Origin of the sequence: Globicatella sp. HMSC072A10 (genome assembly GCF_001811625.1) — a bacterium.
In the GTDB taxonomy this organism is placed as follows: Bacteria; Bacillota; Bacilli; order Lactobacillales; family Aerococcaceae; genus Globicatella; species Globicatella sanguinis.
This window is the reverse complement of the sequence record NZ_KV805632.1, coordinates 41,911-55,127: the sequence shown is the minus strand read 5'-3', so window position 1 is coordinate 55,127 and position 13,217 is coordinate 41,911. Positions and strand designations below refer to the sequence as shown.

General features: G+C 36.0%; 11 protein-coding genes. 6 read left to right on the top strand and 5 right to left on the bottom strand.

What is annotated here, in order from left to right:
• Positions 1–136: 136 nt before the first annotated feature.
• The 5 genes from HMPREF2811_RS01565 (at position 137) to HMPREF2811_RS01545 (ending at position 4,007) form a co-directional block, all read left to right on the top strand.
• Positions 137–1,051: a metal ABC transporter solute-binding protein, Zn/Mn family gene (locus HMPREF2811_RS01565; RefSeq protein ID WP_066123624.1), complete on the top strand. Its 915-nt coding sequence runs from the start codon at positions 137–139 to the stop codon at positions 1,049–1,051.
• Positions 1,052–1,181: 130 nt separating this feature from the next.
• The gene (locus tag HMPREF2811_RS01560) at positions 1,182–1,934 is read left to right on the top strand and encodes a metal ABC transporter ATP-binding protein (protein WP_066123620.1); all 753 of its coding nucleotides are present in this window, start codon (positions 1,182–1,184) and stop codon (positions 1,932–1,934) included.
• Positions 1,915–2,787 carry a metal ABC transporter permease gene (locus tag HMPREF2811_RS01555; protein WP_071407808.1) on the top strand — a complete coding sequence of 291 codons (873 nt, stop codon included), beginning with the start codon at positions 1,915–1,917 and terminating at the stop codon, positions 2,785–2,787. Before HMPREF2811_RS01560 ends, HMPREF2811_RS01555 begins: the two co-directional genes overlap by 20 nt.
• On the top strand, positions 2,780–3,628 hold the full coding sequence (locus HMPREF2811_RS01550) for a metal ABC transporter permease (RefSeq protein ID WP_071407807.1): 849 nt from the start codon (positions 2,780–2,782) through the stop codon (positions 3,626–3,628). The genes HMPREF2811_RS01555 and HMPREF2811_RS01550 overlap by 8 nt, the downstream gene beginning before the upstream one ends.
• 88 nt (positions 3,629–3,716) lie before the next feature.
• Positions 3,717–4,007: a KH domain-containing protein gene (locus HMPREF2811_RS01545; protein WP_071407806.1), complete on the top strand. Its 291-nt coding sequence runs from the start codon at positions 3,717–3,719 to the stop codon at positions 4,005–4,007.
• Between the two features lie 277 nt (positions 4,008–4,284).
• On the opposite strand, the gene HMPREF2811_RS01540 is transcribed toward HMPREF2811_RS01545, so the two are convergent.
• The 4 genes from HMPREF2811_RS01540 to HMPREF2811_RS01525 are packed head-to-tail and all read right to left on the bottom strand — an operon-like array spanning position 4,285 to position 8,930.
• Positions 4,285–5,163 carry a metallophosphoesterase gene (locus HMPREF2811_RS01540; protein ID WP_071407805.1) on the bottom strand — a complete coding sequence of 293 codons (879 nt, stop codon included), beginning with the start codon at positions 5,161–5,163 and terminating at the stop codon, positions 4,285–4,287.
• The gene (locus tag HMPREF2811_RS01535) at positions 5,160–6,224 is read right to left on the bottom strand and encodes an ABC transporter ATP-binding protein (protein WP_071407804.1); all 1,065 of its coding nucleotides are present in this window, start codon (positions 6,222–6,224) and stop codon (positions 5,160–5,162) included. Before HMPREF2811_RS01535 ends, HMPREF2811_RS01540 begins: the two co-directional genes overlap by 4 nt.
• The gene (locus HMPREF2811_RS01530) at positions 6,221–7,873 is read right to left on the bottom strand and encodes an ABC transporter permease (protein ID WP_071407803.1); all 1,653 of its coding nucleotides are present in this window, start codon (positions 7,871–7,873) and stop codon (positions 6,221–6,223) included. Before HMPREF2811_RS01530 ends, HMPREF2811_RS01535 begins: the two co-directional genes overlap by 4 nt.
• Positions 7,874–7,898: 25 nt before the next feature.
• The gene (locus HMPREF2811_RS01525) at positions 7,899–8,930 is read right to left on the bottom strand and encodes an ABC transporter substrate-binding protein (RefSeq protein ID WP_071407802.1); all 1,032 of its coding nucleotides are present in this window, start codon (positions 8,928–8,930) and stop codon (positions 7,899–7,901) included.
• A 156-nt stretch (positions 8,931–9,086) separates the two neighbouring features.
• Here HMPREF2811_RS01525 and HMPREF2811_RS01520 point away from each other — a divergent pair, with 156 nt between their 5' ends.
• Positions 9,087–9,797 (top strand): tyrosine-protein phosphatase, encoded by a 711-nt coding sequence (locus tag HMPREF2811_RS01520; protein ID WP_071407801.1) that lies wholly within the window; start codon positions 9,087–9,089, stop codon positions 9,795–9,797.
• Between the two features lie 216 nt (positions 9,798–10,013).
• Here HMPREF2811_RS01520 and HMPREF2811_RS01515 read toward each other — a convergent pair whose 3' ends face one another.
• Positions 10,014–12,977, bottom strand: coding sequence for an SEC10/PgrA surface exclusion domain-containing protein (locus HMPREF2811_RS01515; RefSeq protein WP_071407800.1), 2,964 nt, complete (start codon positions 12,975–12,977; stop codon positions 10,014–10,016).
• Positions 12,978–13,217 lie beyond the last annotated feature (240 nt).

Genomic DNA, 13,217 nt, shown 5'->3' with positions numbered 1-13,217 from the left:
TTTTAGCTGACCAACAGTTATTTTACACTAAGATTGAACCTAAAAAAAATTAGGCAAACCTATTGATTTGTTTTTTATGACATTATATACTATAGTCAACAAATAAATTAGGTATGCCTAAAAAGGAGATTTTAAAATGAAAAGAATTATTTTTAGTATTTTGTCGTTTATCATAGGGTTGGGATTATGGAGCCCAGTTGTCAGTGCTAATGAAAAACCAAAAGTGACGGTCACTACTTCTTTCTTAGCAGATATGGTTCAAAATATCGCGGGTGATGAAGTGGAGCTAGAGCTTTTAATTCCAGCTGGCAGTGATCCACACTTATATCAACCGAAAGCGCAAGATTTAAATAAAATTTCAACAGCTGACATTGTTTTATATCACGGTTTGCATTTTGAAGGCAAAATGGTGGATGTTTTAGAACAATATGGTGTGGCAGTAACGAAAGATTTTAAAGAAGATCAAATCGGAGAAATGGAAGAAGATGGTCAAAAAGAAATCGACCCGCATTTTTGGTTTGATATTGATTTATATAAACAAGCAACTATTACCGCTAGCAATGCTTTACAAGAAAAATTCCCTGAATTAAAAGAAACATTCGAACGCAATACCGAACAATATTTAAATGAGCTAGACCAATTAAAATCATGGGTCGCTACAGAACTAGAAAAATTACCGGTTGAACAACGTAACTTAGTTACCCCACATGATGCTTTTAACTACTTTGCCAAAAGTAATGATTTTGTCGTCTATGCCCCACAAGGTGTTAGTACCGATTCTGAAGTTTCAAATCAACAAATTTCAGAAACTGTTGATTTTATTATCGATAATAAAGTACCAGCAATCTTTGTAGAGTCTACCACTAATCCGGATAGAATGAAAAAATTACAAGAAGCTGTTAAAGCAAAAGGTGGTTCAGTGGAAGTGGTAATGAACGAAGACGAAGCCTTATTCTCTGACTCATTAGCACCTGCAGGGCAACCTGGCGATAATTATATCGCGATGTATCAACATAATATTAATGTCATTATTCAACACTTAGCTAAATAATTTTTAGATTTTAGTTAACTAACGAGTGCGGAAGTGGACAAAAGAGTTTAACATACACTTCTCTTAGTGCCCGCTCCCCACTCGTTTATTTTTGCATTATTCATCATCTTGCTTGAAAGGAGCGCTTTATATGAATCCTCTATTAGAAACAGTCGATTTAACTGTTCAATATGATAAAGTAAAAGCTTTAAACAACCTCAATATACAATTACCGCAAAATAAAAAGATTGCCATTATCGGTCCTAACGGTGCCGGTAAATCCACTTTCATCAAAGCCTGTCTTGGTCTAATTCCTTATGACGGCCAAGTGAGCGTACTAAACCAAACGATTAAAGAAAGTCGTCAACACATTGCTTATGTTCCCCAACGCTCCAATGTGAATTGGTACTTTCCAACAACGGTTGAAGATGTGGTTAAAATGGGTGTCAGCAGCAATCGCTTTATCTTTTCACCCATCTCTAAAGAAAAGAAAGACAAAGTGGAACAAGCGTTAGCCATCATGAAATTAACCGATTTAAAAGATCGTCAAATTAACCAACTTTCTGGTGGACAAAAACAAAGAGTCTTTTTAGCACGGGCCATTGCTCAAGATGCACAGGCTTATTTTCTTGATGAACCACTAGCAGGTATTGATCGCACCAGTGAACAACTGATTATGCAACAATTAAATGATTTCCAAAAACAAAATAAATCAAGTATTACCGTGCATCATCAATTAGAAACATTAAAAGACTATTTCGACTATGTTGTCATGATTAATCAACAACTAATCACAGCAGGACCCATTGACGAAGTGCTAACCAAAGACAATCTGGATTTAACCTACTATGGCATCAAACACTCACAACTGGAGGCGAATAAACATGAGCATCTTATGGAATAATCATTACCTTTATTTAGTGGTCGCCATCGGGCTGAGTCTACTGGCTGTTGCTAGCTCAATTGTTGGGAGCACCTTGGTCTTAGAAAAACAAAGTCAATTAGGTGATGCAATCGGTCACTCTTCTTATCCGGGAGTCATCATTGCCTATATGATTTTTCAACAACGTCATCCCATTATTTTATTAATGGGAGCAGTCGTTGCTAGTTTATTTTCAATCGTCATTATCCACTGGCTAAGCCGCGAAAAAGCTTTTCATTTTGAAAGTATTCTCGCATTGGTTCTTTCATCCTTTTTTGGATTAGGCATGGTCTTAATGAGTTATATTCAAGGTAATCCAAACTTTGCTAAAACAGCACAAGCTGGTCTTAATAATTATATTATGGGTCAAGCAGCCTATTTAATGAGAGATGATGTGATTACTATCGGGATTGTAGCCATCTTTACTATCATCGTCTTTTTGATTCACTATCCGAAAATAAAAATTGTATTATTCGATAAAGACTTTGCCACTAGCATTGGCATCAATGTCCCATTCTTTAAATTTCTCAATTTATTACTAGCGATTGTGATTATTGCTGTTGGACTAAAAGCAGTAGGTGCCTTACTGATAAGTAGTTTATTAATCGCCCCTACTATTATTGCCTTACAATGGAGCAATCAATATGAAAAGGTATTGATTATCGGCAGTATTGCTTCGATTATCGCAGCGGTAGGCGGCACTTACCTTAGTACCACTATTGAAAAATTAGCCACTGGTCCGACCGTCGTTCTCTGTTTATTTATTATGACCATTCTCTCCCTCATTATCGGTCCAAAAAGTACCTTATTAAAGCGAGGTGAAGCAAATGATTGAATCATTATGGATTTTATTATTAGTGGGGATATCAAGTAGCCTTTTAGGTAATATATTAGTTCAAAAGCAAACCGTCATGGTAGCCGATGCTATTTCTCATACTATCTTATTAGGGATTGTTTTAGCCTATTTTATAGTCCAAAATTTAGACTCGCCACTACTGATTATCGGAGCAACCTTGTTTGGTGTCTTAACGGTGTATGCGATTGAATGGTTAACCTATAAAACTAATATTCAAATCGATGCGGCTATCGGAATAATCTATACTTTCTTCTTTGCTTTAGCGGTTATCTTAATTTCTAAATGCTTTGATAATGTTCATCTGGATATCGATGCCGTTTTACTAGGAGAAATTATCTTTGCCCCTTTAAATCGAGTCGAATTATTGGGTCATAGTTTCCCTGTTGCTTTGATTCAAAATACGATTTTACTGGGAATCATCCTATTGTTTCTATTCTTTTTTTACCATCCTTTAAAACTGATTTTGTTTGATAGTACTTTTGCTAAAACAACCAATATCAAAGTCTCCTTAATCAATTTTTTATTAATGACTTTAGTGGCCTTACACTGCGTAATTGCCTTTCAAAGTGTCGGTGCTATTTTAGTTATTGCCTTAATGGTTGCACCCGCATTAAGCGCTCAATTATATGCCAAAAGTTTCCCACAATTACTGATTTTGGGAGCGATGATTGCTTGTATTAATAGTGCCATTGGCTATCAGTTAGCCATCCGCTTTAATGTTTCCATGTCGGGTATGGTAGCGGTCGTCAGTTTTATTGTCTTTATTATGGTTTTTATTCTAAAACACTATATTATATCGCTATTTCGTCGACTATCTTAATTTGACCGAAAAGGGTTTCTATGCTATTATAAAACAGAAATCTTGTTGTATCTTCAATAAGAAATGAAACTTTAAAGGAAGAATTTAGATGGCAAATATTAATCAATTAATTCGTACTATTGTTGAACCTTTAATCGAATTCCCTGAAGAATTAACAATTGAAGAAGTAGATACAGATGAATTCTACGAATATCACTTATATTTAAACCCAGAAGATATCGGTCGTGTCATTGGTAAAAAAGGACGTGTCGCACGTGCAATCCGTACGATTGTTTACAGTGTTCGTACTAATAACCGTAAACGCACCCGCTTAGTTATCGTCGATGAAGCAAATGATCATCATGATAATGACGTCGATGATATGAACGATGATGAATAATTAAATCATAAAAAAGCTGAGTAACGTTCATCATTTGCAGTGACCCCCAAAGGTTAGACAAAAATCTAACCTTTGGGGGTCAGCTCGTTGGCTCAGTTTTTTTGTTATGCAATCTAGATTAATGAGTTAACAACAAATTGCTTCTCACATAAAAATATTTAATGCTGACTTAATGTCAAACTGTCAACCCATTAGGAGCTTAAAAAATCAGCGGCTATTAAATTATTTCCCAATACATTATTTAAAATAACAGTAACAGAGGACTTATGATGGTAAACTAAAACTCAATAATTTCCGATTGAACGCCATGGGATGTTAAGCGTATTAAGCGGGCTCCACGACTGACCATAGCATTGGCACCAAAACCCGATACTTGTCCAAAAACTAAGCGAAAATCACGATAATTTACATCAAAATTATTATTATGATTATGTCCAACGAATAAAGTAGTCGCCAATGGATCAAAGATTAATTGAGCGAAAAATCCAGTATTTAAACTAGGAGCATCGACGCGAAAAAAATCCTCTGTCACTGCGTTACGTGGCTTTTGTTGATAATAGGCTTCAAAATACTCTGGCAATGGGATATGTTGAAAAACTAATGTCTCTTGTACTTCTCCCCGCTCTAATAATGCTTGTGAACATTGATTAAACCATTGAATCTGTTCCGGTAAAATCCAATCATAGCGTCCATCATATTGCGTATTGTAACCACCTGAATCAAGCACAAACAACGCATATTTCATCGCTTTCCTTTGTTCATCATATATTGGAATAATATAGGATTCACGGTCTTGAACAATCATGACTTGCTGTTTCTCTACTAATAAATCAATCTGCAATTCCATTTCACGTAAGATTTGTCGACTAACATCAGGATTATTAGTATCATGATTACCATAAGTAATCGCAATCGGCACCGCTAAGCTCTGACAAAAAGTGATAAATTGCTGATAACTGACCAAAGGCTGGTTGCTTAATGTAGCCCAAATCATATCCCCAGTAAAAACAACCAAATCTGGTCGGTAACTTGCTACAGTTTCCTTAATATTAATTAAAGTTTTTTCGTCAGCATGATTCCATGGATAGTCTTTTAAATGTAAGTCGGTTATTTGTAAAATTTGAAAGGATTGATTGTCATGTAAATGAAGCTTCATGATGCTTGACCACCTTTAAAATTTAAAAGTACAGTTTGATTTACTTTAAAAGCTTGTGGTTGATTACTTGAAATAATTAATTCTTGACCATCTTCTAATTGGATACCATACTGAGTCTCACGTCCTAAAAACTGTTGATCAAGTAACTTGCCGACAATGCCTTTTCCTTGAACGTGATAGTCACGTAATTCAAATTGCTCGGGTAAGATTGGCAATGTGTTAAGTTGTTTAAAATGCACATCAATATGCGGAGCGCTCCAACTGGCACCATTGACCGCTTGGTTAGGATAAAACTGTTCGCCCTTCCAGATGCCTTTAATCAGTTGAGCTTTACCAACAAAACGTGCAACGAACTCAGTCTTAGGATGATGATATAAATTATATGGCGTATCAAATTGTTCGATTTGACCTTGGTTCATTACTATCACTCGATCTGCTAAGGCCATCGCCTCCTTTTGATCATGCGTAACATATAATGTGGTCGCATTCGACGCTTGGTGAATTTTTTTAATTTCTCGTACCATGCTTTCTTTTAGATGGGCATCCAACGCAGATAAAGGCTCATCCATCAATAATAATTTTGGTTTTGCAACAATCGCTCGCGCTAATGCCACTCGTTGCTTTTGCCCACCTGATAGTTCATGAGGATAACGATGACTGAAATCACTTAATTCCACTAATTCTAATATTTCTTTGACTCTCATTTCTTTTTCTTGTTTAGTAAGTTGTTGACGATTTTCTTTAGCATTTAAGGGATACATTAAATGCTGATAAACATCATAATGAGGCCATAAGGCAAATTGTTGAAAGACCATGCCAATTTGACGTTCATTAACCGACAATACTTGCTTATCTTGGTAAAATGTTTGATTATTGAAGCGAATTGAGCCAGCCGTCGGTTCAACAAACCCTGCTACCGATCTTAATAGCGTAGTTTTCCCGCACCCAGACGGACCTAATATCGCAATAAATTCATTCGGCTGAATCTCCAAATTAATTTCTTTAAGAGCTGTAAAATTGCCAAATTGCTTCACTAATTTTTTTATTTCTAATTGACTCATTTGCTCTCACCCTCCTTGCTTTCCCAACGACTACGCATCATTAAAATGGTTAAAATTAATAAGGTTAATAATACCGAATAAGCCTGTGCAATCGCGTTATCACCGCCGGTTTGTAAAGCAAAAATTGTTAGCCCAATGGTTTTTGAATTAGCGGCTGATAATAACGAGGACAAGGTCAACTCGGTTAAGGCTCCTACAATCATTAAGAAAGAGCTCGATAATAGTTGTTGACGAATCATAGGTAAAATAATTTTAAACCATTTTTCAATAGAACTCGAACCCGAAACTATCGCTGCCTCTTCCAATTCAGGCCCAACCGTCATAAAGGCGGTTTGACTACCACGAATTAATAACAAAGCATATCGAGTCACATAAGCAATCCACAGTATTAACATGGTTCCATAAACATTAGGGACTTTCCCCCAATAAAAAATCATACTTAACGCTAACACGATACCTGGGACTGAATAGGTTAAAGAGGCTCCCGTTTCTACAAAAAAGACTGATTTAAGTTGATAGCGACTCTTCATATACATGACCCACACGCTAATTAATAAACACACCACTAATGAACTTAAGGTTAACCATAAACTTGTTAAGAAGCCTGAATACATCCCCGGTGTCGTTAAAATGAATTGATAATTCGCTAGTGACATATGTGATACATCAAAAATCGATCGCACATAACCTTTATGTAAAGATGACAAGAACATAAAGATGAGGGGAATAATATTTAATATCATCAATAGGACGATTAAAACAAACTGTAAAAGCCGACGTTTCACAGGTTTTAAAGTCACGCGATGATGATAGCTAGCCAGTTGTGATTCAAGCGGTTTTTCATGCAAGGTTAAACTTTTTTGAATCAACACAGCTGCTAATGAAATGCTAGACAACACTATCGCTAAAGCTGAGGCTTCATTAAAACTAGTGGGCCCAAAACCAATGGCTTTTTCATAGATATAAGTACTTAAAACACTAATACCACCGGGAGTCCCTAAAGTAATGGGAATAGCAAAGTTATCAATAGCACTTAAAAACGATAAGACTACAGCACTTAAAATGGGACCTCGCACACTCTTTAAATTAATCTTCATTAAGGTTTCTTTTAAAGCATATCCCGCCACTTGAGAAGCTTGTTCTTGTTCTTGTGGTATTTTTCTTAACACATCGACTAAATTTAAATAAACGAGGGCGGCATTACTAACACCTAAAACAAATATAATCCCACCCAAGGAGTACATACTAACTTTTGGTAAACCAAGCTGCATTAGTAAGCGATTAATAACACCATTGCCTGAAAACAAAGAAGTCCAAGCTAATGTTACAATATAACCCGGTATTAAATACGGTAAGATAATTAAAATCTCTAATAATTTTTTATATTTCACATTTGTATATGCCACCATAAATGCATAGAGTCCACCTAATAGAAAAGCTAATACTGTAGAAGCACCCCCTACGATGAGGGTGTTTTTTATCGCCAATCCACTACGTGAAGAACTAAAAATGGCGTTGAAATTCTGAAGACTAAAACCGCCCTCAGTTTCAAACGCCAAAGCAAATAAGGTCAGTAATGGCATAATAAATATGAAAATCCCTAGCGCTCCAATTAAGAACGATTGGATTGACTTATTTATTTTATTCATCCACTATCATTTCCTTTTTTTAAAATTATTCACCCGCACCGAACATTTCAGCAAATTGTTCTTTATCTGCATCACGAGTTTCGATGACTTTTGCTGCATCAAATTCAATCGGAGAAATCTCATCCGCACCTTTCAATCCTGCTGGTGCTTCCACCCCATTACGTACCGGTGTATACCCCATTTCTGAAGCTACTTTTTGACCGGCTTCAGATAAAACAAAGTCAATGAATTTTTCTGCTACTGCTTGATTTGGTGTATCTTTAATTAAGCCAATGGGTTCGGTAACATATAAAGCTCCTTCTTCTGGATAAATGAATTCAATTGGTGCGCCATCATTTTTTGCACGGTTAGCCATATAGTCAACTAAAAGACCAACCGCTTTTTCACCATTTAATAACGCATCGCGAACCGTTCCATTTCCTTTCCCTACAAAGACATCATTCGCTTTTAAGCCTTCATAGAAAGCCCAACCAATATTGTCTTGTTGTACTTGGATAGATAAGTTTAATGATGCTGCGCCTGAATATAATGGACTCGGAATCATCACTTGACCCTTTAATGATTCATCCGTTAAAGAAGAGAATCCTTTAATCGTTTCAGCGTCTGCCATATCGGTATTAACTGCGATACCTGTTACGATAATTTTAGTACCCGTATAGTAGTGTTCATCATCCACATACGTTGGATCAATCTCCGCTAATTCTGGTGATTCGTAGGCTTGCAATAAATCTTGTTCTACTAAATTATCAAATGTAAAGCTATCAGAAACTAATAAGACATCTGCTAATACATTATCCGTTTCTTTTTCAGCTTGTAATTTTGAAATCACTTCTTCTGTTCCTGAACGGAAAACATTCACTTTCACATCAGGATATTCTGCATTAAAAGCTTCCACTAATTTTGCCACATCTTCTTCAGGTTGTGAGGTATATAAAGTAAATTCTCCAGCTAAATCTTCCGCGCCCGCTACCACTGGATTCATTAATAAATTAGAACCTAAAGCCGTTAAAGCAATCGTTGAACCAAAAAGTGAAACTAATTTGTTAAGTTTAAACATGATAATCCTCCAAAATGATTTGATAAGACTATTTTATCGAATCCAGGACAATTTAAAATAAAGTTCCTGTAAGTGTTTTGTAAATCTATGTAAAAATCATGTAAATAGTTTTATAAGTAATTTTCATATGGTATTCTGTTATGGAGGTGAAATTAGATGGGAAAAAGAATTAAATTTAAAGGAATTGTCAATTTTCGTGAATTAGGAGATTTTAATACGATGAAGGGTCAATTAACACAGAATGGACGCATCTATCGTTCCAGTATGTTATTTGCTGATGAAGCAGCCGATGTCGAAAAAATGAAAGACTTGGAGATTCAAACAATATTCGACTTGCGTTCGCCAAAAGAGATTGAACGCCATCCCAATCAGTTTAAAAAGTTAGTCCCCCACTATTTAACGATTAATTTAAGCGGTGGAGCCGATGCTGGGCGTTCACTAGAAATGAGTAAAACAACCGATGATCCTTACTTTATGAAATTTCGGTATATGGAATATTTAGAAGAAGCTAAAGATGAAATTGCGAAATTGTTTAGACAATTGATTCAGCCAGATAGTTTACCTGCGGTAGTTCATTGTAGTGCGGGTAAGGACCGAACTGGTGTCATCAGTTATTTGTTATTAAAAATGGCGGGCGTCCCAATTGAAGAAATCGTGGCGGATTATCAGGTAAGTTATGGTTACATTAAATATGATGAACGTATTATTAAAGAAGGGCATCAGCAAAATATTTATCATTCTTATCCGGAGATTATGGAAGGCTTGGATCAATTATTTACCGCTAAATATCCTGATGTGGCAGACTACTTTGTTTCGTTGGGCTTAAATGCTGATGAAATCGAATTGGTGCACGGTTTATTATTATAGTCATCCTTATTATTTTGCTTGTTATTCAGCAGTTGAAAGTTTAACCACAAAAATATTGTGGCGTCTTTTAACCTACAAGAAAGAGCTTCTCAAAGAAATAAAATCAATTATCGTGATAGTGGCGTCCTTTCGCCTACAAGAAAGAATGTCAGGAATGACTGCAATTTATCCCTAACTATAAAAAACGATTGACCCTCGGCCAATCGTTTTTTTATATTATGCGTCTTCTTTACGTTTAGATAAGGTAATGAAACCTAATCCTGTTGTTAATAAAATAGTAACTGCCGGTAAAACATTATGGTCTTTTTCCCCTGTTTCAGGTAAGACAGCACTCTTCTTAACAGATGTTTGAGTTCCTTTTTGCTCTTTGTCAGTTTCTTTAGATTTTATTGAAGCCACTAATTGTTTACGTTTTTCTTTCAATTCAGCTAAATTATCCGCTAGTTCTTCACAATTTTTTTCTAAAGCTGTTAATTCCTCTTTTAATGGAGCGAGTTCAGCTTCTTTGTCATTCAATTGTTTTGATAATGCAGCTAAATGAAATGCATGAGCCTGTAACGTTTGTTGTTGTTGTTCGATTAATGCAGGTAAATCAGCCAAAACTTTTATTTCTGTTTCCACATCAGCCACCTGAGTCGTAATCAAGGTATGTGTTGCTTCTAATTCTTTAATTGTTGCAGTTAAATCAGTAATTTTAACATTCAAATGCTCAATAAAATCATTGATTATTGTTAAATTAGACTCTTGTAACGCTTGATTATTTTTTGCCTCTTCTATTGCTTCTTGTGCCTCTGCAATCGCTTGTGATAAGTTAGCATTTTCTTCTGACAATGACTCTAATAAAGTATTTACTTCTGCCAATCGTTGTTCTTTTGACGCTTGGGTTGTTGCTAGTTGATCCGCTTGCGCTGATTGTGCTGCTGCTAGTTCTTCTTTTCGAGCCTTTTGTTCAGCTAAAGCATCACGCTCAGCTTTTACTTGTGCGCCATGTGCATTGTTGGCTTCTATTTTATTGTCATTTTGTGTAAGCTCTGTATTTACTTTCTCATATTCAGCTAAAGTTTCATTTAAAAGCTGTTCAACTTCTTCATTTTCTTGACCAACAGAATCTAATGTAAAATCAGCATTAAGATCAAATAGCTTTTCATCTCTAACTTGTGGTTTGGTTACCGTAATAAAATGATGACGTGTTTGATAATAGTTATCCTCTTTAACATTCCCCATGGAGAAACCAAAGTGCCCTTTTGCATCATTCGCAATATTGGCTAATTGTTCATTATACCATTCAGGTTCACTCTCTTTATAATGACCATTTACGGCTTCGAAGTCTTTATATGTTAGATACTCATTTAATCCAATCAATGAATATAAATGACCATAATTCGGTTCGCCACCATCGTCAAAAAACATATTTAAAATACTTGAATAAATGGCACGCTTAATATTTGACACTGGAACATTCACATAGCCATCTTCCGTCAATTCGCCACCGCCGGTCTCTGTATGTTGACCTTCATATTCCATGTAACCCCAGCCTAGATTCTCATAAAAGTTGCCATAAGTATCATCTAAACCATTATTACCAGCTTCTTCAGAAATGGCCTTATCATAATGTCCAGCAGCACTAATTCCATTCTCAATATCTTGACGACTTTGCGCAAATGTATAGGCATCATTAACATAGCGTTTGGCAATATCATCAGCAAATTTAATGGTACTATAATTGGCCACTAAAGGAGAAATACCAACTGCTTGGCGAATTTGATTAATGAGATCCAATGAATAGAACGTTAATTCTTGAATTAATTGATCGCTAACCTTATTAATATCTGGAACAATACGTTCTCGATCACCAGGATTCATCACAAATTGATTTTTAGATCCTTCTAATTGTGAATAAGGTTTGGTTATCGCATCAAATTCAGCTCCAGACATTTCACCCGTATATAATTTGTAAATATTTTCCATCGTAAATTCAGCGGGTATTAAAATACGATTTTCGCCTACTACAGGTGGAGTGCCTAATAAATCCCGATAATGATTAATCTTATCATTCAAGTCTGATTTTTGGGCTAATAATTGATCCTTTTGTGCTTGTAGTGCATCAGCGACCCGTTTCCATTCATCCATCGCGACCATTAATTCTTCAATTCGCGCATCAATCGCAGCGGTATCAGCATTCTTTTCACTTTGAGCTCGTAAGTCTGCAATTTGTTGGCTAAGGGATTCAATTTCTTGTCCTAATTTTGCTTTTTCAGTTTCTAAGGCTTTAATTTCAGTAGCGACGCCTTGACTGGTTAAACGATCTAAAGTAGCTCTTTTGTCAGCTAAATTCTTATTAGCGGCCGCTAATTCTGCTGTTGTTGTTTCTTTATCTGCCTCAGCTTGTTTTTTTTGTTCTTCCGATAAAGCCCGTTCTTCTTTTTTCGCATCTAAATCGGATGCTGTCTTTGCCACTTCAGTAGTCAATTCTGATTGCTTCGCAACTAGTTCACCACGGATTTGTTCAACATTGGCTAAACGTTCTTTTAATTCAGTAAGGTGTGCTTCATCGATTACTTGTTGCTCTTCAACTTGTTTGATTGCTGTTTCAAGTTCTGCGATTTCACGTTCCTTTATTGTAATCTCAGCTTTCAATTCAACCATTTGAATTTCACATGTCTGACATTCCACTTCTTTTTCTTTGATTTTTTCATCTAAGTCAGCAATCTTATCTTCTTTTGTTTCTTCGATTGTATCCTCGGTTGGTGATTCGGACGTTTCCTCTACTTCTGCTTCGGTTATGTCCTCAGCCGGTTCTTCAGTTGTGTCCTCGGCTACTATTTCAGTTGTGTCTTCAATTAGTGCTTCAGTCGGCTCCGTTACTTCTACTTCGGGCGTCTCCTCAACTGTTGCTTCAGTCGGCTCCGCTACTAGTGCTTCAGTCGTGTCCGCTACTTCTGCTTCGGTTGTCTCCGCTACTTCAGCTTCAACCACGCCTATCTCTGATTGAACGATAACTTCGGCTTCAACCGATTCTCGTAGATCTTCATCAATATTGTTTTCTTCTAACACTGCAGTTGGTTCTGATACAGTTTCTTCGGCTGATACAATTTGGCCGGCTCCCACAAACCCAGATATCATTGCCACTGCAACCCATGCGCCTTTGACTTTCCTTAAAAGCTTCAGTCCTCGATTCATTGCAAACCCTCCCATACTATCTTATAAGCCTATTATAAATCATCTATGGTATATTACAAATGAAAAATTTAAAATTTAACCTTTTTTAAATAATTTACATTCCAATCAAAATTATCACAAATAAAAACTCTATCAATTTGGTAACAAGCGATTGAAGCTAGTTAATACCCATAATTGATAGAGAAGAATAATCTTTTAAGACCAAATTAAGACCAATAATAAAAACAAGCTTCTGTAAAA

What these genes read in the sequence shown, in the direction of transcription:
- HMPREF2811_RS01565 (WP_066123624.1), top strand. Translation starts at nt 137, where the DNA reads ATGAAAAGAATTATTTTTAGTATTTTGTCGTTTATCATAGGGTTGGGA.
- HMPREF2811_RS01560 (WP_066123620.1), top strand. Translation starts at nt 1,182, where the DNA reads ATGAATCCTCTATTAGAAACAGTCGATTTAACTGTTCAATATGATAAA.
- HMPREF2811_RS01555 (WP_071407808.1), top strand. Translation starts at nt 1,915, where the DNA reads ATGAGCATCTTATGGAATAATCATTACCTTTATTTAGTGGTCGCCATC.
- HMPREF2811_RS01550 (WP_071407807.1), top strand. Translation starts at nt 2,780, where the DNA reads ATGATTGAATCATTATGGATTTTATTATTAGTGGGGATATCAAGTAGC.
- HMPREF2811_RS01545 (WP_071407806.1), top strand. Translation starts at nt 3,717, where the DNA reads ATGGCAAATATTAATCAATTAATTCGTACTATTGTTGAACCTTTAATC.
- HMPREF2811_RS01540 (WP_071407805.1), bottom strand. Translation starts at nt 5,163, where the DNA reads ATGAAGCTTCATTTACATGACAATCAATCCTTTCAAATTTTACAAATA.
- HMPREF2811_RS01535 (WP_071407804.1), bottom strand. Translation starts at nt 6,224, where the DNA reads ATGAGTCAATTAGAAATAAAAAAATTAGTGAAGCAATTTGGCAATTTT.
- HMPREF2811_RS01530 (WP_071407803.1), bottom strand. Translation starts at nt 7,873, where the DNA reads ATGAATAAAATAAATAAGTCAATCCAATCGTTCTTAATTGGAGCGCTA.
- HMPREF2811_RS01525 (WP_071407802.1), bottom strand. Translation starts at nt 8,930, where the DNA reads ATGTTTAAACTTAACAAATTAGTTTCACTTTTTGGTTCAACGATTGCT.
- HMPREF2811_RS01520 (WP_071407801.1), top strand. Translation starts at nt 9,087, where the DNA reads ATGGGAAAAAGAATTAAATTTAAAGGAATTGTCAATTTTCGTGAATTA.
- HMPREF2811_RS01515 (WP_071407800.1), bottom strand. Translation starts at nt 12,977, where the DNA reads ATGAATCGAGGACTGAAGCTTTTAAGGAAAGTCAAAGGCGCATGGGTT.